Consider the following 19,126-nt stretch of genomic DNA (forward strand, 5'->3'; position numbering starts at 1 on the left):
CCGTGCGTGCTACTTCGGTTACGGGTCGCCTCGGGCGGCCCGTTTGCTTTTCCGTGCGAGCGAAAAGCGGGGGTGACGGCCCTTCCGCTTCGTTCAACGCACCCCTTCAGCAAGGCACTACGAACGCCACGTGGGCTTGCGCTTCTCGAGGAACGCGTCGATCCCTTCGCCCGCGTCCTCTTCCATCATGTTGCGCGCCATCACGTCGCCCGCATACGCATAGGCTTCGTCGAGCGGCAACTCGCGCTGGCGGTAAAACATCTGCTTGCCGTACCGCACCGCGGCCGGGCTCTTCGCGACGATCTCCGCGACCTTGCGGGCGACGGCCGCATCGAGCGCGTCCTCGGGCACGGCCTCGTTGACGAGCCCCCACGCGGCGGCCGTCGCCGCATCGACGAAACGCCCGGTCACGAGCATGTCGAATGCGCGCTTCGTCGTGACGTTGCGGCTCAACGCAACGGCCGGCGTCGAACAGAACAGCCCGACGTTGATGCCCGATACCGCGAAGCGCGCGGTATCGGCCGCGATTGCCAGATCGCACGCGGCGACGAGCTGGCAGCCGGCGGCCGTCGCGATGCCGTGCACGCGGGCGATCACCGGCACCGGCAACGCACGCATCGCGAGCATCACACGGCTGCACTGCGCGAACAGCGTACGGTAGTAATCGAGCTCGGGCTTGCTGCGCATCTGCCGCAGGTCGTGGCCCGCGCAGAACGCCTTGCCTTCGGCGGCCAGCACGACGCAGCGCACGTGCGGATCGGCAGCAAGCGTATCGAACGCGTCGTGCAGGCTCGCAAGCATCGCCTCGGACAATGCGTTGAACTGCTGCGGGCGGTTCAGCCGCAGCGTGACGACACCGTCGTGCGCGTCGCGCAACAGGATCGGCTCGGCAGTCTCTTGATCGGATTCCATGATGTTCCGCTCGATGGGGTTCGGCAGGATTCGATGCGGCGCGATCGCGCGGCGATGATGCGCGCACGTTCACGGCACCGTGGTGATGAAATGCTCCTCCACATTCGGTGCGACGTCCAGTCGTGGCGCAGCAGGCTCACACGGTCACGCGCGCCTGCGCCCGCTGCGCCATGCGCGCACGCCCGAGCGCAGTTGACCGGCGCCGCCCAGGAAAAAGACGACGCCCATCCCGCCGTAGATCAGTACCCCGCCCCAGATCGCACCGAACGTATTCATCCGCGCAGTCATATGGGGGGCGTCGGGTGCGTAGCGCACCTCGACCGTCTCACCATCCTGCACGCTGACCTCGCCGCCCTGCGGGTATTCGACGTGCTCGCCCGCGAGCGTCGTGAACGCGATCTCCGGATGATGCGGGCCCGCGTTCAACTTGATGACGCGCCCCGGCACGACGACCGACGTCCGCAGGAATTCGCGCGTCGACTGCGCATACAGCGCGGCGCCGATCAGCAGGCACGTGCCCACGAGGGTAAAAACGACGCCCTTCGCGATCAGCGTTTCCGTCTGCTGCGCGGCGGTGCGGCCGGATTCGGACACCATCCCGCCCACCTCAAGGACGCGACTGATAGAACGACACGTCGATCTTCGACTGCGTCTTGCAGCGATACATCACACCGCGCCCCGTTTCGTCGGTCACGCCTTCGTACGGGCCGTTGCAGCCGGTGACCTTGTACTGCGCGAACGGAATGCGCTTGCCGTCCTGCGGCCGGACCAGCACGGGGATGCGCCCCGTCGGGCCGGCGCCGATCGTGCGGACGAGCACCATGCGCGCCGCATCGATCGGTGCGGCGGAACGCACGTAGGCCGTGCGCCCCTGCGCGTCGGTCGTGCCTTCGACTTCGAGTTCCCGGTTGTCCTGGGCCGCGCTCGTGTAAAGCGCGAACGCATAGCGCGTGTTCGGCAGCGGCTGCTTCGTCGCGGGATCGTGCAGCACGAAATAGCACCCGTTGGCGCCCGTTCCGGCCGTCACCTGTCCGTCGGCCTGCACGGGATTGCACGTATACGACGAACCGCTGCTGACGGCGGCCTGTTGTGCCTGCTGCTGCCCGGTGCTCGCACATCCGCCTGCCAGCGCAGCCATCAGCGCCACGCATGCACCGCGCACGAGCGCTGCCCGATCGATCTTGATTGTCATGGGAAGGTGTTCCGTTCCTGATTGTTCTGGATGCCGGGCGTGCCGCGCTGATCGCGCAGGCACGCCGCCCTCGGCATCCGGCAGGATACGGACATCGCGACACGCTGTAAATTGCACGCGCGGCCGCCCGCACCGCACGGCTACCCGCCGCTCGCGACGCGCGCGATCGTCTGCCGCAGCCAGATGTGCGCGGCATCGCCGTGCCGGCGCGCGTGCCAGTGCTGCGCGAATTCGAACGAATCGATCGGGAACGGCGGCTTGAACACGCGCAGCCGCGCGTCGTCGCGCACGCGGTCGAGGTTGCGGCGCGCGACGGTCAGCACGAGATCGGTGCCGGCGATCAGGTCGTTCGCAACACCCCAGAACGGCAGGATCACCGCGATGTGCCGCTCGCGTCTTAGCCGCGCGAGCGCGCGATCGACTTCGTTGTCCATCCCGTCACGCATCGCGACCAGCGCATGCGGTCGCGCGAGCCATGCGTCGAGTGTGAGTTCGCCACGGCGCGGCAGGCGGCTTGCATCGGTCACGCACGCGAACGATTCGACGAACAGCGGTTGCGCGTGCAGGTCGCGTTGCAACGCGGGCAGCACGCCGAGCGCGAGATCGACCTCGCCGTCCATCAGTTGCATCCGCATCGCCTCGCGGGTGGCCTGCGACACGATCAGCTCGATGCCCGGCGCGTCGGCGCGCAGCGTCTTCACGAGCGCCGGCAGCACGATCCGCGCGCCGTAGTCGGACATCGCGATGCGAAACACGCGCGTGGCGGCAGACGGATCGAACGCCGGCGGCTCGATCAGCGCACCGAGCCGGCCGAGGACGTCGTTCAGCGGTTCGACCAGTTCGTTCGCGCGCGCGGTCAGTTCGAGCCGGCCCGCGCGCCGCACGAGTAACGGATCACCAAATATTTCGCGCAGCCGCGCGAGCGCATGGCTCACGGCCGGCTGGCTGCGGTGCAGCCGGACGGCGGTACGCGAGATGTGTTTTTCGCTGAGCAGCGCGTGAAGCGTCACGAGCAGGTTCAGGTCGACGCGGGCCAGATTATTCATGAAAGGAATATGACGCATCCGAAGAACGAATTTCCATTCGCCATCTTAATGGATAACAATCATTTCAATATCCTTTCACGGCCGACCAAGATGACGACTTCCCTTTCCTTCGCCACCCTTCCGCTCGCCGTCGCGGCGTTCGTCGCCGGCGCGCTCGTGCCGCTGCAAGGCGGCAGCAATGCCGCGCTCGGGCGCGCGCTCGGCCACCCGCTTTGGGCGAGCGTCGCGTCGCTGACGGTCAGCCTGCTCGCGGTACTGCCCGTGCTGCTTGCCACCCGTGCGAACGCGCCGCTCGTCGGCGACGCGCTGCAGCGCCCGCTGTGGATGTGGCTCGGCGGCCTCGCGGGCGTGATCTACATCACGCTCGCGCTGATCCTGACGCCGCGGCTCGGCGCGACGACCTTCATCGTCTGCGTCGTGGCCGGGCAAACGCTCGCGTCGCTGCTGATCGACCACTACGGGCTGATGGGGCTCGCGCAGCGGCTCGCGACACCCGGCCGCATCGCGGGCGTCGCGCTGATCTTCGCGGGAATGATCGTCGTGCAATGGCAGACGCCCGCGCCATGCGTGCCGGCCGCAACCGGCGGCGCGGCGGCCGCGCAACCCGAACCGCAACGCTGAATGCGCGGGCGGCAGCGGGTGCGCTGCCGCCCGTGTGCGTCAGCCTGCGAGCTTCTTCAGCGCGTCGAGCACCGCGTCGCCCTTGAACGGCTTCACGATCCAGCCCTTCACGCCGGCGGCCTTGCCGCGCTCCTTCATCGCCGGGCTGCTCTCGGTCGTCAGCATCACGACGTTGACCGTCGAGTTCGCCAGTTCGCCGCGGATCTTCTCGACCATCGTCAGGCCGTCCATGTTCGGCATGTTCACGTCGCTGATCACGAGGCGCACGCCGGGCGTTGCCTTGAGCTTCGCGAGCCCGTCCTTGCCGTCGACGGCCGTCGCGACGTCGAGCCCGTTATTGCGCAGGAAGCCCGCGACTTCGTCGCGCACCGTGCCCGAATCGTCGACCACCAGAATCTTTGCCATGTCGTATTCCCCTTCCTTTCCTTGTTGCTGACTTCAATATTCAAAACAGTTCGAGTTCACCCGATTCGACCATCGGGCCCACGTCCTGCACCGATTCGCGGAAATCCTCCGGCGACCAGCTCAGGCTGAACACGAAGCGCTGGTCGAGGCAGACGGAGCGCCCCGATGCCGGGTCGGTCATCCGGTACTTGAAGCAGAGTTGCGGGCAATCGCCGCCGAACGAGATGAACTTCTGCTTGTGATTGACGACGAGCGGCACCTGCACCGGATGGCGCGCCAGTGCCTCGGCATCGCCGAGATAGCGGTTCTTGAACGCGCCCCACACGAGGTTGGTCAGCTCGCCGAGCACGCTGTTCACGTCGCGGAAATCCGGCGCGCGGCCGGGGTCGCGCGTGCCGCCGAGCATGTCGAGCAGCGGCTGCTCGCTCGTCTGCAGCAGCATGTAGCCGCGGCACCATGCGCTTTCGAGCGCGATCAGGCTGAACACTTCGCCGAAGATGATCTGATCGCGCACGATGCACGGCGTTTCGTGCTCGATCGTCATGCCCGGGAACAGGCTGTCGATGCGCGCCTCGGTGATCTCCGAGATGCCGCGCACGAGCGCGTTCGGGTAGTCGTGGCCGAACAGGTATTCGTCGATCGCACGCTTGAGCGGCGTCATGTCGTCCGCGACGTAGGCCGCGCATGCGACACGCGCGAGCGCCTCCGGCAGCCCGTCGCGCGATGCGAGAGACTCGCGGCGCAGGATGATCGGCAGCTCGGGGCGCAGCGCATCGATCTGCGTCGCGATGATCGCGCTCTCGGCCGGCGAGCCGCCGTAGTCCTCGGCCAGCAGGATGGCGCCGAGGTCGATGTTCGAGCGCAGTATCTTCAGCAGCCGGTTGCGCCGCACGGTCAGGCCGATCAGGTTGTGCTCATCGCAGAAACGCTTGATCGCGTCGGCGTGTGCGCGGCTGTCGTCGAGCACGAGCACCTTGCTGACGGGTTTGTCCAGGGTCATCTCAAGGGTTCCTAATGGTCGATCCGGGTCGGTCGGGTTCAGTCAGAACAGTTCGAGCTCGCCGCCGGTTTCCATCACGGCCGTATCCGGCACATGGAAATCGACCGGCGCGTTCGTGCACACGCACAACGTCGCACCGACCCGCACGTCGCCATCGAGCGTCAGGTCGTAGGCGGCCACGTGATCGGGCGCAAGCGCGGGCAGGTAATCGATGCTCGATCCGCTCAGCAGATAAGGCGTCGACATCCCCAGGTCCGGAAACGGTACGGTCAGCGCCTGGTTGATCGCGCCGCAGCACAGGTTCGCGACTTCCATGAACGCTTCGGGCAGCGGCCGCTGGCTGCTCGTGCCCGCCGTCGCGCCGGCGAAATGGCGGCGCGTCGCTTCGTCGTCGCTGAAGCGCAGCGCGAGCAGCAGGCGGAAATGCAGCGCCGAGATCGTCAGCACCGCGACATGCTCGGGCACTTTCGGCTTCGTGCGCGACTTCGCGTGCGCGTGATCGCGCCCGTCGTGTGCAGGGCTGGCCGACGGCCGGATGTCGCACGCGCCACCAGATGCGAGCCGCGTGCGCGCCGCATCGAAGAAAATTCGCTCGAAGCCGGCTTTCGCCTGCGCGCTGATCACGCCGCGCCTCCTTCGATCCGCGCGTGCAGTTGCCCGGCCAGCGTCTCGACGGTCGCGAGCGCGGCCGTGATCATCTTGCCGCCGGCCTGGATGTCCTGGAACGTCGCGGCCGTCACGAGATCGTTGCGGTTCAGGCTGTCGCGATAGCTGTTCGACAGCTGCTGCGAGCGCGCGGCCAGCCCGCGCACCTCGCTCGCGACGATCGAGAAGCCGCGCCCGGCCGTGCCCGCACGCGCGGCCTCGATCGACGCGTTCAGAGACACGATCGACACGTGCGCTACGATCGCCGACAGCTCCTGGTTCTTCGTGCGCATGTCCTGGTTCTGCGTGGTCAGCGAGATCATCTGCTCGTGCCAGCGCTCGAAGGTGCCGGCGAGCCCGCGCAGACGCGCGGCTTCGTCGGCGATCTTCATTGCGTGCTGCGCGAGCGCCGTTCGATCGGCCGACAGCGCCTGCATCGCGTCGCGCTGCGTGCCGGCGGCGGATGTCTCACGCGCCAGCGCATCCTCGAGCTGCGCCTCGCGGTGCGCCCATGCGTCGGCCGCCTCCGCGTGCGCCGACGCCGCATCGGCGACGCGCGCATCGGCTGCGTCGAGCGCGCCGCGCAACTGTTCCGTATCGCGTTCAAGTGCCGCGACGAGCCGCTTGCGCGCCACGCGAAACACGACCGCCGCCACGATTGCGACGACGGCACCACCCGCCAGTGCGGCGGCCATCTGGATCATCCACGCCTGCCCGATCACGTCGTCACTCCGCCGCGCCGATATCCGCACTGCGCGCACGCTCGTGCACGACGCCCTGGGCAGCACCGTCCGCCGCGAAACGGGCCGGCAACGACACGATCGTCTCGAACGCGCGATACGACGCGCCGACGCGATCGTCGGTGAAGCGCAGCGCGATGTCGCCGCCGTCGCGCTTCAGGAAGTTGCGCACCGCGTCCATGCCGACGCCGCGCCCCGACACTTCGGTCACGGCACTCGCAGTCGAGAAGCCCGGCCGGAAGATCAGCTCGGCCACCTCATCGTCGGACAGCGCCGCGTCGTGGTCGGCATCGATCCAGCCGCGCTCGCGCGCAATGCCGCGAATCCGGTCGAGCGCGAGGCCGCGGCCGTCGTCGCTCAGCACGAACCACAGCTCGCCGCCGCCCACGCCGACCGCGATGTCGATCGTGCCGGATGCCGCCTTGCCGGCCGAGCGCCGCTCGTCGGACGATTCGATCCCGTGGTCCATCGAATTGCGCAGCAGGTGCATGAACACGTTCTTCAGCGTCGCGGCGATTTCGCTGCGCACGCGGTGGCCGTGGCTGTCGATATGCACGACCGGTGCCGGCTTGCCGAGTTCGGCCGCAAGCGACGGCAGCGACTCGATCACGCCGCCGAGCGCATCGCCGATGCCTTGCGTGCCGAGCTGGCTCAGCATGCGGCGCACGGCGTCGCGTGCCGCGTGCCAGTCGGCCGCGTTCGCCGGATCGGCGCCGTCGAGCACGCGCAGGCTCTCGCTGATGTGCGCGCGTTCGACCATCAGGAAGTCGGCGCCCTGCACCGCTTCGCCGCTGCGGCCGAGCGTGACCGCGTTGATCGTCGCGTAGTGCTCGACCGCGTCGCGCACACGCGCCAGGTCGTCCATCAGCGCGTCGCGGTTCCACTCGGGGCCGCCGTCCGCGCGACGCAGCGAGTCGTACGCCTGCTCCGCTTCGTGGACGATGTTCGTCAGGTGCTGCAGGCTGTACGTGCGCGCATTGCCCTTGATCGTGTGCATGTTGCGGAACAGCGCCGCGACGATCGAGTGATCGGCGCGCTCGTGCTGGCGGATCATCCGCTCGTTCTCGCTGAGGAAGCCCTTCGCGCTGTGCACGAAGTCGTGGAACTTGTCCTGGCTGATCGACAAAATCTCGCCGATCATCTCGAGGCGGCGCTGCTGCTCGCCCGCCTGCGCGGTCAGCTCGCGAATCTCGGTCACGTCGCGCACGCACAGCATCAGGCGCACGACCGTGTCGGTCTCGTCGGTGATCGCCGACCAGCTCAGGTCGAGCCACTTGTCGCGGCCGTCCGGCATCCGCTTCGCAACTTCGTTCACCAGCAGGTGCTCGTTGAACTCGAAGTTCATGCTGTCTTCGCCGAGGCACGCGTGCACGGCCGCATCGACCTGCGAGCGAGCGTCGGACCCGATGTTCGAGTCGTCGAACACGAGCGCCATCAGGTCGCGGCCCGCGATGTCGTTCGTCTCGAAGATGGTTTCGAGGTACGCCGAATACTCCGCATGCACGACGCCGCCTTCGACGACGGTCAGGATCCCCTGCTGCATGTTCTGCAGCATCGCCTGGATGTCGGCCGTCTTCTGCTTGAGCTGCGCCGAGTTCTCCTGGATCTTCTCGATCATCCCGTTGAACGCGACGATCGAATGGCCGATTTCGTCCATCCGGCCCACCGGCACGCGGCGCGTGAAATCCTGGCTCGTCGCGATCTCGCTCATCGCCGTCTGCATCCCGATCAGCGGGCGCGTGATCTGGCGATACAGCAGCAGGCCGAGCGCGGTCAGCAGCACGATCACCGTACCGGCGACGCCCGCGATAGCGGTTGCCGTCGTCGAGAGCATCCCGTTCAGCGCGCTGATCGCGTCGTCCTTCTGGCGGTTCTTCTCGACGCGCAGCGTGTCGACGATGCTCTCGAGTTCGTCGCGATACTGCGCGACGTTCGCGAACAGGTACGCCTGAGCCATCTCGGGCTTGCCGTCGGCCTTCATCTTGACGGTATCGTCGATCGCCGCGAAATAGTTCGTGGCGCTGTCCTTCGCCTGCGAGACGAGCCCGACCTGCGCCTGGCCGACCGCCGACTTCGCCTGCACGTCGAGTGCGGCGCGCAGCGCGGCCTGCTTCGCCTTCAGCTCGTCGCGCGCCTGCGCGGCGGTATTCGCGTCGGGCGCGTAGACGAGCGTCATCGTCGCGATCTGGATGTTCTTCACATCGGCGACGAGATCCGCCGACGCGAGCGCGCTCGGCACGATTCCCTGGGTGACCTGACGCACCTCGGACGCGCTCTTGCGTGTCTGGTACACGGCATAGATGCCGATCGCGGACAGCGCGAAGAACGTCAGGACGACTAGCAGCGTAATGCGATGACGGATGGTCATGAGTACAGCTCCCCGCAGCGATCCGGATTCGACCGCCGTTTGGTCTATTGAAAGAATGTGAGCGCCGAATTATCGGGGATGGCGCATGACGATCCGATGACCGGAAATCAATCGTTCATTGATAAAAATGCAATGAATAATTGCGACGAAAGAACCCTAAAGTATTGCCGGAATCTGCCGTTAACCTTCTGCCTCATGGCTTCGAACGGCGACCCTGCGCGGCCGGAAAATTCGGGATCCGGATATTTGTTTTTTAATTATTTGATCCGGGAATTAACCGAAATCGGGCTTTCGTAAAACGTTTGCGGATTATCCGCGAATTCGGTCGAATTCGCGATTTTTTATTGCAGTCGAGTGATTCGACGGACGGATGAAAACGATACCGCCCGCCCTGGGGCCGACGAGCGACGATACAGCGCATCGCATCGTTGCCCCAGGAGCGGGCGTGACCGGCTACCGGTCAGTGGCTGCTGGCGCGAGTCGCCCCCAGCCCCGTTTCCGAACGCACCTGCTGCGCGGCGAACGCGCCCTTCTCCGCCTTCGCGCGCAGGCTCGTGTCGAGCACCGAGAACAGCCACACACCCACGAAGCCGATCGTCATCGAGAACAACGCGGGCGACGTGTACGGGAACCACGCCGAACCCTTCGGATAACCGAGCGTCGCCTCCCACACCGACGGCGACACGATGGTCAGCCCCACCGACGAGACCAGCCCCAGGAATCCGCCGATGACCGCGCCACGCGTGGTGCAGCCCTTCCACATCATCGACAGGAACAGCACCGGGAAATTGGCCGAGGCTGCCACGGCAAATGCCAGCGACACCATGAACGCGACGTTCTGCTTCTCGAACGCGATGCCCAGCAGTACGGCGATCACGCCGAGCACCAGCGTCGTGATGCGAGACACCTTCAGCTCGTCGGCACTGTTCGCCTTGCCGTTCTTGAAGACGGTCGCGTAGAGGTCGTGGGACACCGCGGACGCGCCCGACAGCGTGAGCCCGGCGACCACCGCCAGAATCGTCGCGAAGGCCACGGCCGAGATGAAGCCGTAGAACACGTCGCCGCCCACCGTCTTGGCCACCAGCACCGCGGCCATGTTGGCCGTGCCCGCACCGCCCTTGATCACGCCCTTGGCCACGTCGGCCAGTTCCGGATTGGTCAGCACCAGCGTGATCGCACCGAAACCGATGATGAAGATCAGCACGTAGAAATAGCCGATCCACGTGGTTGCCCAGAACACGGATTTACGTGCTTCCTTCGCATCCGGCACCGTGAAGAAGCGCATCAGGATGTGCGGCAGGCCGGCGGTGCCGAACATCAGCGCCATGCCGAACGAGATGGCCGAGATCGGATCCTTGATGAACCCGCCCGGCGACATCACCGACAGCCCGATCCGCGTGGCGTCGTCCGGCGACTTGCCGGCATTCGCGGCGATCGCGGTCTTGACTTCCACGGCATGGGCGAACAGCGCCTCCGGGCTGAAGCCGTACTGCGCGAGCACCATGATCGCCATGAACGTCACGCCCGCGAGCAACATGCACGCCTTGATGATCTGCACCCAGGTGGTGGCGGTCATGCCGCCGAACAGCACGTAGACCATCATCAGCGCGCCGACGATGACGACGGCCATCCAGTAGTCGAGACCGAACAGCAGCTTGATGAGCTGCCCCGCGCCGACCATCTGCGCGATCAGGTAGAACGCCACCACCACCAGCGTGCCGACCGCGGCGAAACTGCGGATCGGCCCCTGTTCGAAGCGATAGCCCGCGACGTCGGCGAAGGTGAACTTGCCGAGGTTGCGCAGCCGCTCGGCCATCAGGAACGTGATGACCGGCCAGCCGACCAGAAAGCCGATCGAGTAGATCAGGCCGTCGTAACCCGACGTCATCACTGCAGCGGAAATGCCGAGGAAGGATGCCGCCGACATGTAGTCGCCCGAGATCGCCAGGCCGTTCTGGAACCCGGTAATGCCGCCGCCGGCGGTATAGAAATCCGCGGCGGAACGCGTGCGGGACGCCGCCCACTTGGTGATCCACAGCGTCCCTGCCACGAACAGCGCGAACAGGACGATGGCCGTGGTGTTGGTCGCCTGCTTGGCGGTCTGACCGACATCGCCGCCGCCCGCGATGGCCACGCCGCACGCGCCCGCTGCCAGCAGCGCGACCAGCGTCATCGAAAGTGTCTTCTTCATTGGGCGACGTCCTGCAGGATGTCCTGCGTCAGTTGATCGTATTCGTTGTTCGCGCGACGCACGTAGATGCCGGTGATGACGACGGTAAACACGATCACCGCCATGCCGACCGGTACGCCGACACTCGTCACGCCGGTGCTGACGGGCTTCGCGAGGAACGACTTGTCGAATGCGATCAGTGCGATGTAGCCGTAGTACACGATCAACATCAGCACGGTCAGGAAGACACCGAGCGTATTGCGCCGTCGCTTGAGTTGCGCATACTTCGGATGCGCTTCGATTTTTTTCACCAACCCATCATGCATCGCCTGTCTCCTGGTTTGCTTTTGAATGAGTGTGGCGATTCTGAAGAGCGAAGCTGACTGCGCGCTTACTCGATCTTTCGAGCGCGGCCTCCCGGGCACTATGGTTTTCCCTAGCGGTACAGCGCGTAGCGCCGCACTCTCAAGGGAGACGCTTGATGGGTGTACGCGGCCCTGCGCGGCGCGCGCCGTCACGACGACGTCAATTCGGCGCAGCGATGCGGGTTAGTCCGGACGCAATATTTCGATAGTTCTCAATAAGCGGATAGTCGCGCGCAGCGTCGATCACGGATCGAGCGCGCCGCCCGACCATCCCGCCGACGGCCGCGAACCCGTCAGCTTCAGCGCGACGTCGCCCTGCGCGACCAGCCGCTCGCGATTGCGCGTGACGATGCGTCCGGCCTGCGGCGCGACCAGCACGTGCTCGCTGCCGGGCACGCCCGGATGCGCGACGATCCGTGCGATGCGCTCGCCCGCGTCGACCGTCGCACCGAGTTCGCGTTCGTACACGAGCACGCCCGACACCGGCGCGAGCACCGTCTCCATGTGCGCGATCGGCACGGCCTCGCCATGCCAGTCATGCGCGCCGGCAGGCTCCGCGATCACGCCACGGCCGCGCAGGAACGCCAGCACGCCTTCGGCATCGCGCTCGGCGAGTGCATCGGATACGTCGGATTGCCCGCGCAGCTCGACGGTCGCGACGAGCCGTTCGCGCAGGCCGCCGTTGCGCGCCCAGTGCGCGGCGATCGCGCCTTCGAACGCGCCGTCGTCGTCCTCGTCCCACAGAATCGCGACGTCGACGCCGAGCGCCGCCGCGAGATCGCGGCCGGCCGGCCACATTTCGCGCTGCACGTACAGGTACGGCAGCGCATCGGAATCGGTATGCAGGTCGAGCACGATATCGGCGTTGCACGCGGCGTCGAACAGCGTGCGCTGCCAGGCGGCGAATGTCGTCGCAGGCCGGCGCGCCGCGGCCGATTCATGGAAATGCCGGTTGAAATTGCGCTGCGTCGCATCGTGGAAGCGGCCGAGCAGCCGCCCTTGCCGGAACTGCGCGAGCCCGAGCGGGTTCGCCTGCGGCACCACCGTCACCGTGCCGCGCAGCATGCCGCGATCGTGCGCCGCGTACAGCTGCGGCAGCAAGCGGTGCAGCACGAGCATGCCGGCGATCTCGTCCGCATGCACGCCGGCCTGCAGGTGCACGCGCGGCCCGTCGCCGCCCGACAGCCGCCATGCGCGGATCGCGAGCGGCTGCCCGCCGTCGCCGGGCACCTGCCATGTCAGCGTCTCGATCATCGTCCGTCCTCCTTCCGGTTCGACTCGCCCATCACGACGCTGCGCGCGAATCCAAGCCGAGGCCCGCGACGAATGCCGCAATGCGCTCGCAGGCGTCGGCCAGCTTCGCATCGTCGACGACGAAGCCGAAGCGCACGAAGCCGGATGCGGTATCGCCGAACGCGCTCGCGTCGAGCAGCGCAACCTGCTTCGCGCGGAACAATCCCCACGTGAATGCATGCGCGTCGAGCCCCGTGCCGCGCACGTCGACCATCATGAACATTCCGGCTTCCGGCAGCAGGCAACGCAGCCCCGGCACGTCGCGCAGGCGCGCGTAGGCCAGGTCGCGGCGGCGCCGGTACAGCTCGCGCATGTCCGCGACGATCGCGGCCTTGTTGTCGAGCGCGGTGACGGCCGCCTGCTGGATGAAGCCCGGCAGCCCGTACAGCATGCACAGCGCGAGCCGCTCCGCATGCTCGATCAGCTCGGTCGGGCCGATCGCCCAGCCGACCCGCCAGCCCGGCATCGCATGCGATTTCGACAGGCTGCCGATCGTCACCGTGCGTTCGGCCATCCCCGGCAGCGACGCGATGCTGACCAGGTCGCGCTCGAACGTCAGCTCCGCATAGACCTCGTCGGACACGACCCACAGATCGCGCTCGCAGGCGAGCCGCGCGATCCGTTCGAGATCGGCGCGCGGCAGCACGACGCCGGTCGGGTTGCACGGCGTCGCGAAGAAGATCGCCTTCGTGCGCGGCGTCACGGCTGCCTCGAGCGCGTCGAAGTCGAGATGAAAGCCGCGCGACGCATCGACCGGCACCGGCACGAGCGTCGCGCCCGATGCGCGCACGCTCGCTTCGTACGTCAGGTACATCGGCTCCGGCACGATCACCTCGTCGCCCGCCTCGCACAGGCACATCGCCATCGCGAACAGCGCGTTCTGCGCGCCGGCCGTCACGATCACGTGCTCGGCACCGACCGCCTGCCCGGACGCCTTCGCATGCTCGCGCGCGATCGCCGTACGCAGTTCGGCGCGGCCCCGTACTTCGCTGTAGTGGGTGTCACCGCCGCGCAGCGCGGCTACCGCGCGTTCGACGATGATCTCCGGCGTCGAAAAGTCGGGATCGCCGACGCTCAGGATGATCGCCGGCTCGCCCGCCGCGACGGCCGCCTGCGCCGCGTAATGAATGTCCCACGCGGTCGTGCGCTTGCCCTGCAGGCGATCGACCAGCTTCGAATAGTTCATGCGTTCTCCGTCGCGCGGCGCCCGAGCGGCCGCCGCATCTTCAAGGGTTCGTTCAACGCGGCATGCGTACCGGCACACGCCGCTCGAGCCGGCCGAACGCGCGTTCGATCACGAACGCGAGCACGACATAGATCACGGCGATCGCCAGCAGCGGCTCGTAGGTCCGCAGCGTCTGCGCGCGGATGTAGTTCGCGGCGCCGAGCACGTCCATCACCGCGACCGTCGACGCGAGCGCGGTCGATTTCAGCAGCATCACCGTCTCGCCCGCGAGCGTCGGCAGCAGGATCTGGATCGCGCGCGGCAGCCACACGCGCCGCGCGATCATCGACGGGCGCATCCCCATCGCGCGCGCCGCCTCGATCTCGCCCTTCGGTACGCCGCGCAGGCCCGCGCGCAGCACCTCGCCGACATACGCACCGACGCTGATCACCAGCGCGAACGCGACATACCAGAAGCCGTCGCGCAGGAACGGCCACAGCACGCTGTCGCGCAGCGCGGGCCAGCCGGCGAACAGCGAGCCGAGGCCATAGTAGATCAGGTAGATCTGCACGAGCAGCGGCGTGCCGCGTATCACTTCGGTGAAGGCCTTGCTGACGCGCGCGACGACCGGGTTGCCCGACAGCCGCGCGAACGCGACGACGATCGCGAGCGCGAAGCCGAACACGGCCGAGATGACGAGCAGCTTGACAGTGGTCAGCACGCCGAGCAGCAGCAGCGATCCGTAGGAAGACAGTACGCTCAGATCCATGACGTTGATCCGGTTCGGTCAGAAAATGCGTGAGAAGACCCGGCGCGGCTCACGATGCCGGCATCCACCGGCCGAAACGCCGCTCGATCTCGCGAAACAGCATGCCGGACAGCGACGTGATCGCGAAGTACACGGCCGCGACCATCAGGTAGTAGTGCATGTACTCGCGCGTCGACCCGGCCGCCTGCTTCGCGGTGTAGAGCAGCTCGCTGTAGCCGACCACGCTGATCAGCGCACTGTCCTTCACGAGGATCAGCCACAGGTTCGTGAAGCCGGCCAGCGCGTACGGCGCCATCGCCGGCAGCGTCACGCGGCGGAACACTAGTGCAGGCGGCGCGCCGAACGCGCGCGCGGCCTCGATCTGCCCGTACGGGATCGCGAGGATCGCACCGCGGATGATCTCGGCCGCATACGCGCCCTGCACGATGCCGAGCACGATCACCGCCGCCGCGAAGCCGTTGACCGCGACCGGCCCGGCACCGATCGCCGTCATCAGCAGGTTGATCGCGTCGGTGCCCGCGTAATAGAGGAGCAGGATCAGCAGCAGCTCGGGCACCGCGCGGCACAGCGTCGTGTAGCCCTGCGCGAGCCGCTCCAGTACGCGCACGCCGGACAGCTTCGCGGCCGCACCCAGCAGCCCGAGCACGATGCCGACGACGAACGCGCCGAGCGAAATCTCGAGCGTCACGCCCGCGCCCTGCAGGAGCGCGACGCCCCAGCCGTCCGGGTCCATGCCCAGGTAGCTCACCCATCCCCAACCGTCCATGCCGCCTCCTCGTCCGTGCGCGTATCCGTGCGATCAGTGCGGCCAGAGGTCGATCGGGAAGTACTTCTTCGCGATCTGTGCGTACTTGCCCGACGCATGCAGCTGCTCGAGCGCCTGGTCCATCTGCTGCTTGAGCGGTGCATCGGCCTTGCGCATCCCCGCGCCCACACCGTAGCCGAAGATCGCCGGGTCCATCTTCACGCTGCCGGGGCCCTTCAGCTCGAACGTGGCGCCGTCCTTCGACTTCAGGAAATCGAGGATGCCGAGCTGGTCGAGATACATCGTGTCGATGCGGCCGGCGACGAGGTCGGCGTTGCAGTCGTCCTGCGTGTTGTACAGGCGCACCGTCGCGTTCTTGCCGTAGGCCATCTTGATGAACTCGGCGTTCGCGGTCGAACCCTGCACGCCGATCACCTTGCCCTTCAGCCCGTCCGGCGTCAGCGTGAGCTTCTGGTTCTTCGCGCCGACGAAGGTGCCCGGCGTCTCGTAGTACGGCCGCGAGAACGAGATCACCTTCTGGCGCTCCGGCGTGATCGACATCGAGTTGAAGATCACGTCGATCTTGTCGCTGAGCAGCGCCGGGATGATGCCGTCCCACGCGACTTCCTTGATCTCGCACTTCGCCTTCATCTGCTCGCACAGCGCGCGGATCAGGTCGGCCTCGAAGCCGCTCCACTGGCCCGTCGGGCTCTTCATCAGGAACGGCGGATACGGCTCGGCGGCGACCCCGAAGCGCAGCACGCCCGACGACGCGTGCGCGGAACCGAACGGCGCGAGCGCCGCGAGGACGAGACTCAACAGGCACAGCAGACTGCGTACGACACGTTTCATGGTCGGACTCCTTGCGGGAAAGATAGGGATCGGGGCAGCCGGCCGCGCGGGCACGCGCGGGTCGCCCCCGCGGTTCAGTGGCGTTGCCGGTGTGCGTTGACGAACTGGCGGCAGCGTTCGCTCTGCGGCGCATCGAAGATCTCGGCCGGCGTGCCGCTCTCCTCGACGCGCCCCTCGTGCAGGAACAGCACCTTGTTCGACACGTCGCGCGCGAACGCCATCTCGTGCGTGACGAGAATCATCGTGCGGCCTTCGCACGCGAGATCGCGAATCACCTTCAGCACTTCGCCGACGCGTTCGGGATCGAGCGCGGAGGTCGGCTCGTCGAACAGCATCACCTTGGGCCGCATCGCCAGCGCGCGCGCAATCGCGACACGCTGCTGCTGGCCGCCGGACAGGAACGCGGGATAGACGTTGCGCTTGTCGGCGAGGCCGACACGTTCGAGCAGCTGCTCGGCGCGCGCGATCGCTTCGGCGCGCGGTTCGCGCAATACGTGCACGGGCATCTCGATCACGTTCTCGAGCACCGTGCGGTGCGCCCACAGGTTGAAGCTCTGGAACACCATGCCGAGCCGTGTGCGGATGCGCTCGACCTGGCGCGGATCGGTCGGCACCGTGCGGCCCTTGCGGTCGACCTTCAGGCCGATCTCCTCGCCATCGACCACGATGCGTCCGCGGGTCGGCGTCTCCAGCAGGTTGACGCAGCGAAGCAGCGTGCTCTTGCCCGAGCCGCTCGCGCCGATCAGCGAGATCACTTCGCCTTCGCGCGCGCTCAGCGACACGCCCTTCAACACCTCCAGCTCGCCGAACCGCTTGTGCAGGTCCATCACCTGCACGCGTTCCTCGACGGCCGCCTTCACGCTCTCCACCCGCGCCAACATGCTGTCTCCTGTGTCGAATTCTCACGCCCGTCCCGTGCGGGATCGCGGCGTCTTGTTGAATGGCCGACCAACCTCATGCGGAGTCGAGTATAGGCGCTGTTGAACGGTGGTTCAACAGATTTCAATAATCCGGGAGCAAGGGTTTTCGCGGGTTCCGCGCCGCTTTCGAAGGTGTAATTGAACAAGCGTCCGACACTCCCCTATAATCGGTGCCATGACGATTCCGTAAGGTCACTCCGTGAAAAAGACTCCTGGCAGCGCACCGGTTCAGACCCGCGGCCGCGGTATCCGCGAAACGCCCGCGGTGCGGCAGCAATCGATCATCGACGCGACGATGCGCTGCATCGCGCGCTACAGCTATTCGGAAACCACGATCGACCGCATCTGCGCGGAAGCGAAGGTATCGCGCGGGCTGATCAACCATCACTTCCAGTCGAAAGACGAGCTGATGGCGCAGACCTACAAGCGGCTCGCGTCCGACCTGCTCGACGTGTCGCGCGCGGCCGCCGCGAACGCGACCGGCCCCGAGGACAAGCTCGACGCGATCATCAAGGTGTGTTTCGCCGCGCCGGTGTTCGCGCCGAAGAACGTGAAGGTATGGCTCGGCTTCTGGAGCGTTGCGCACAGCGACCCGGTGATCCGCAAGGCGCACAAGGAGCTGTATGCCGGCTACCGGCAGGCGTTGAAGAAACTGTTCGACCAGATCGCGGAAGTGCGCGGCGGAACCGTCGACAGCGATCTCGCCGCGCTGACGCTGACGGCCGTGATCGACGGGTTCTGGCTCGAACTCGCGCGCGATCCGACGTCGTTTACCGCGGAAGACGCGCTGACGAGCTGCCTGCGCGTCGTCGATACGTTCCTGCCGCCGCCGAAAACGGCCCGCAAGCGCGCGTAGAACGCCGCGCCACGACGGCAGCATCGCGCACGATCGCCGCCGGCAATCCGGCGGCACCCACGACGGCCTCGCATCGCGAGGCCGTCGCGTTCTCAGTGCGCGCGGATCTCGATCAGATACGGCGCATCGTGCGCCGCTGCTTCACCGAGTGCGCCGGCCAGCGCCCCGCCCTCCTCGATTCGCTGCGCGCCCCATCCATACGCCTGCGCGATCGCGACGAAATCCGGCGTATGCAGATCCACGCCGACCGGCTCGACACCGCCGTCGACCATCGCGCGCTTGATTTCCCCGTATCCGCCGTTGTTCAGCAGCACGACGATCACGCGGGCACGATGCTGCACCGCCGTGCCTAGCTCCGCGAGCGTGTACTGGAATCCGCCGTCGCCGGCGACGCAGACCACCGGTCGCGACGCATCGCCGAGGCTCGCGCCGACGGCGGCCGGCAGCCCGTAGCCGAGCGAGCCGAACCCGACCGACGCGTTGAACCAGCTGCGCGGGCGCGACGCCGCAAAGCCGACGTTGCCCGCGTAGACGATGCGTGTCGAATCCCCGACGATCGCCGCATCGGGCAGCGTGTCGCGCACGGCGTCGAGCAGCGCGAGATCGCGCCGCATTTCGTCGTTCAGTTCCTGTCGCGCCGTCGCACGGCACATCGCCGCGCGTTCGACGCCGCCGCGATCCGCGTGGGCGTGCGCATCGCCGGGCCACACGCGCCGCAGCGCGCGCAGGGTTTCGCCGACGTCGCCCAGCAAAGGCAGCGCGGGCACCGCATTGCGGCACAGTTGCTGCGGATCGATGTCGATCCGCACGAGCGGCGCGGGCATCGAGAAACTGCGCGTCGCGTACAGGTCGTAATCGGTCGGCCCGAGTTCGGTGCCGAGCGCGACGATCAGGTCGCTGTCGCGCATCAGTGCGCGCACCGCGTCGCTCGACGCCGACCACGCGATGCCGAGCGGGTGCGCGGGCGGCAGCACGCCGCGCCCGTTGATCGTCATCACGACCGGTGCGTCGAGCGCTTCGGCGAGCCACCGCACGTCGTCGGCCGCGTCGAGCGCGCCGCCG

The 19,126-nt window shown here is 67.1% G+C and carries 20 protein-coding genes; 2 read left to right on the forward strand and 18 right to left on the reverse strand.

The genetic code is table 11. The annotated features are described in order from the left end of the window. Positions 1-117 precede the first annotated feature (117 nt). The 4 genes from G3O06_RS18665 to G3O06_RS18680 all read right to left on the reverse strand — a co-directional run bounded on the left by G3O06_RS18665 (position 118) and on the right by G3O06_RS18680 (position 3,150). Positions 118-912, reverse strand: coding sequence for an enoyl-CoA hydratase (locus tag G3O06_RS18665; protein WP_205817084.1), 795 nt, complete (start codon positions 910-912; stop codon positions 118-120). A gap of 144 nt (positions 913-1,056) precedes the next feature. Further along, the gene (locus tag G3O06_RS18670) at positions 1,057-1,509 is read right to left on the reverse strand and encodes a DUF3592 domain-containing protein (protein WP_174969310.1); all 453 of its coding nucleotides are present in this window, start codon (positions 1,507-1,509) and stop codon (positions 1,057-1,059) included. 10 nt (positions 1,510-1,519) lie between these two features. Continuing rightward, entirely contained in the window at positions 1,520-2,104 is a 585-nt protein-coding gene (locus tag G3O06_RS18675; protein WP_174910812.1) for a hypothetical protein, read from the reverse strand. Between the two features lie 140 nt (positions 2,105-2,244). Further along, on the reverse strand, positions 2,245-3,150 hold the full coding sequence (locus tag G3O06_RS18680) for a LysR family transcriptional regulator (protein WP_205817085.1): 906 nt from the start codon (positions 3,148-3,150) through the stop codon (positions 2,245-2,247). A 90-nt stretch (positions 3,151-3,240) separates the two neighbouring features. Between G3O06_RS18680 and G3O06_RS18685 the strand changes: the two genes are divergently transcribed. Further along, positions 3,241-3,771, forward strand: coding sequence for a DMT family transporter (locus tag G3O06_RS18685; protein ID WP_205817086.1), 531 nt, complete (start codon positions 3,241-3,243; stop codon positions 3,769-3,771). A gap of 39 nt (positions 3,772-3,810) precedes the next feature. On the opposite strand, the gene G3O06_RS18690 is transcribed toward G3O06_RS18685, so the two are convergent. The 13 genes from G3O06_RS18690 to G3O06_RS18750 all read right to left on the reverse strand — a co-directional run bounded on the left by G3O06_RS18690 (position 3,811) and on the right by G3O06_RS18750 (position 17,169). Next, entirely contained in the window at positions 3,811-4,176 is a 366-nt protein-coding gene (locus tag G3O06_RS18690; RefSeq protein WP_174910821.1) for a response regulator, read from the reverse strand. 40 nt (positions 4,177-4,216) lie between these two features. Further along, positions 4,217-5,176, reverse strand: coding sequence for a chemotaxis protein CheX (locus G3O06_RS18695; RefSeq protein ID WP_174983811.1), 960 nt, complete (start codon positions 5,174-5,176; stop codon positions 4,217-4,219). 42 nt (positions 5,177-5,218) lie between these two features. Then, positions 5,219-5,800 carry a hypothetical protein gene (locus G3O06_RS18700; protein ID WP_205817087.1) on the reverse strand — a complete coding sequence of 194 codons (582 nt, stop codon included), beginning with the start codon at positions 5,798-5,800 and terminating at the stop codon, positions 5,219-5,221. Further along, the gene (locus tag G3O06_RS18705) at positions 5,797-6,525 is read right to left on the reverse strand and encodes a methyl-accepting chemotaxis protein (RefSeq protein ID WP_205817093.1); all 729 of its coding nucleotides are present in this window, start codon (positions 6,523-6,525) and stop codon (positions 5,797-5,799) included. Before G3O06_RS18705 ends, G3O06_RS18700 begins: the two co-directional genes overlap by 4 nt. A gap of 22 nt (positions 6,526-6,547) precedes the next feature. After that, entirely contained in the window at positions 6,548-8,929 is a 2,382-nt protein-coding gene (locus G3O06_RS18710) for an MCP four helix bundle domain-containing protein (protein ID WP_205817088.1), read from the reverse strand. Positions 8,930-9,389: 460 nt separating this feature from the next. After that, on the reverse strand, positions 9,390-11,120 hold the full coding sequence (locus tag G3O06_RS18715; RefSeq protein ID WP_174983816.1) for a cation acetate symporter: 1,731 nt from the start codon (positions 11,118-11,120) through the stop codon (positions 9,390-9,392). Beyond that, positions 11,117-11,425: a DUF485 domain-containing protein gene (locus G3O06_RS18720; RefSeq protein ID WP_174910839.1), complete on the reverse strand. Its 309-nt coding sequence runs from the start codon at positions 11,423-11,425 to the stop codon at positions 11,117-11,119. The genes G3O06_RS18715 and G3O06_RS18720 overlap by 4 nt, the downstream gene beginning before the upstream one ends. Before the next feature lie 282 nt (positions 11,426-11,707). Beyond that, the gene (locus tag G3O06_RS18725) at positions 11,708-12,718 is read right to left on the reverse strand and encodes a succinylglutamate desuccinylase/aspartoacylase family protein (protein ID WP_205817089.1); all 1,011 of its coding nucleotides are present in this window, start codon (positions 12,716-12,718) and stop codon (positions 11,708-11,710) included. 31 nt (positions 12,719-12,749) lie between these two features. After that, complete coding sequence (locus G3O06_RS18730; RefSeq protein WP_205817090.1) at positions 12,750-13,943, reverse strand: aminotransferase class I/II-fold pyridoxal phosphate-dependent enzyme; 1,194 nt, start codon at positions 13,941-13,943, stop codon at positions 12,750-12,752. A 52-nt stretch (positions 13,944-13,995) separates the two neighbouring features. Beyond that, complete coding sequence (locus G3O06_RS18735) at positions 13,996-14,691, reverse strand: ABC transporter permease subunit (RefSeq protein WP_174983821.1); 696 nt, start codon at positions 14,689-14,691, stop codon at positions 13,996-13,998. A gap of 49 nt (positions 14,692-14,740) precedes the next feature. Continuing rightward, positions 14,741-15,457: an ABC transporter permease subunit gene (locus G3O06_RS18740; protein WP_175001521.1), complete on the reverse strand. Its 717-nt coding sequence runs from the start codon at positions 15,455-15,457 to the stop codon at positions 14,741-14,743. 33 nt (positions 15,458-15,490) lie between these two features. Beyond that, the gene (locus G3O06_RS18745; protein WP_174969298.1) at positions 15,491-16,288 is read right to left on the reverse strand and encodes a transporter substrate-binding domain-containing protein; all 798 of its coding nucleotides are present in this window, start codon (positions 16,286-16,288) and stop codon (positions 15,491-15,493) included. A gap of 74 nt (positions 16,289-16,362) precedes the next feature. Then, the gene (locus G3O06_RS18750) at positions 16,363-17,169 is read right to left on the reverse strand and encodes an ATP-binding cassette domain-containing protein (RefSeq protein ID WP_205817091.1); all 807 of its coding nucleotides are present in this window, start codon (positions 17,167-17,169) and stop codon (positions 16,363-16,365) included. 238 nt (positions 17,170-17,407) lie between these two features. Here G3O06_RS18750 and G3O06_RS18755 point away from each other — a divergent pair, with 238 nt between their 5' ends. Then, on the forward strand, positions 17,408-18,064 hold the full coding sequence (locus G3O06_RS18755) for a TetR family transcriptional regulator C-terminal domain-containing protein (RefSeq protein ID WP_226212924.1): 657 nt from the start codon (positions 17,408-17,410) through the stop codon (positions 18,062-18,064). Between the two features lie 92 nt (positions 18,065-18,156). Here the strand turns inward: G3O06_RS18755 and G3O06_RS18760 are convergent. Next, on the reverse strand, positions 18,157-19,126 hold a 970-nt coding region (locus G3O06_RS18760), incomplete at its 5' end, for a thiamine pyrophosphate-dependent enzyme (protein ID WP_241020122.1).

This window comes from Burkholderia sp. Ac-20345 (genome assembly GCF_017104825.1).
GTDB lineage: Bacteria > Pseudomonadota > Gammaproteobacteria > Burkholderiales > Burkholderiaceae > Burkholderia > Burkholderia lata_B.

Bases quoted from the DNA above. Each gene is read 5' to 3' on its own strand.
- G3O06_RS18670 (WP_174969310.1), bottom strand. From the start codon at position 1,509: ATGGTGTCCGAATCCGGCCGCACCGCCGCGCAGCAGACGGAAACGCTG.
- G3O06_RS18665 (WP_205817084.1), bottom strand. From the start codon at position 912: ATGGAATCCGATCAAGAGACTGCCGAGCCGATCCTGTTGCGCGACGCG.
- G3O06_RS18715 (WP_174983816.1), bottom strand. From the start codon at position 11,120: ATGAAGAAGACACTTTCGATGACGCTGGTCGCGCTGCTGGCAGCGGGC.
- G3O06_RS18705 (WP_205817093.1), bottom strand. From the start codon at position 6,525: ATGATCCAGATGGCCGCCGCACTGGCGGGTGGTGCCGTCGTCGCAATC.
- G3O06_RS18725 (WP_205817089.1), bottom strand. From the start codon at position 12,718: ATGATCGAGACGCTGACATGGCAGGTGCCCGGCGACGGCGGGCAGCCG.
- G3O06_RS18730 (WP_205817090.1), bottom strand. From the start codon at position 13,943: ATGAACTATTCGAAGCTGGTCGATCGCCTGCAGGGCAAGCGCACGACC.
- G3O06_RS18740 (WP_175001521.1), bottom strand. From the start codon at position 15,457: ATGGACGGTTGGGGATGGGTGAGCTACCTGGGCATGGACCCGGACGGC.
- G3O06_RS18695 (WP_174983811.1), bottom strand. From the start codon at position 5,176: ATGACCCTGGACAAACCCGTCAGCAAGGTGCTCGTGCTCGACGACAGC.
- G3O06_RS18710 (WP_205817088.1), bottom strand. From the start codon at position 8,929: ATGACCATCCGTCATCGCATTACGCTGCTAGTCGTCCTGACGTTCTTC.
- G3O06_RS18680 (WP_205817085.1), bottom strand. From the start codon at position 3,150: ATGAATAATCTGGCCCGCGTCGACCTGAACCTGCTCGTGACGCTTCAC.
- G3O06_RS18690 (WP_174910821.1), bottom strand. From the start codon at position 4,176: ATGGCAAAGATTCTGGTGGTCGACGATTCGGGCACGGTGCGCGACGAA.
- G3O06_RS18745 (WP_174969298.1), bottom strand. From the start codon at position 16,288: ATGAAACGTGTCGTACGCAGTCTGCTGTGCCTGTTGAGTCTCGTCCTC.
- G3O06_RS18720 (WP_174910839.1), bottom strand. From the start codon at position 11,425: ATGCATGATGGGTTGGTGAAAAAAATCGAAGCGCATCCGAAGTATGCG.
- G3O06_RS18675 (WP_174910812.1), bottom strand. From the start codon at position 2,104: ATGACAATCAAGATCGATCGGGCAGCGCTCGTGCGCGGTGCATGCGTG.
- G3O06_RS18735 (WP_174983821.1), bottom strand. From the start codon at position 14,691: ATGGATCTGAGCGTACTGTCTTCCTACGGATCGCTGCTGCTGCTCGGC.
- G3O06_RS18750 (WP_205817091.1), bottom strand. From the start codon at position 17,169: ATGTTGGCGCGGGTGGAGAGCGTGAAGGCGGCCGTCGAGGAACGCGTG.
- G3O06_RS18685 (WP_205817086.1), top strand. From the start codon at position 3,241: ATGACGACTTCCCTTTCCTTCGCCACCCTTCCGCTCGCCGTCGCGGCG.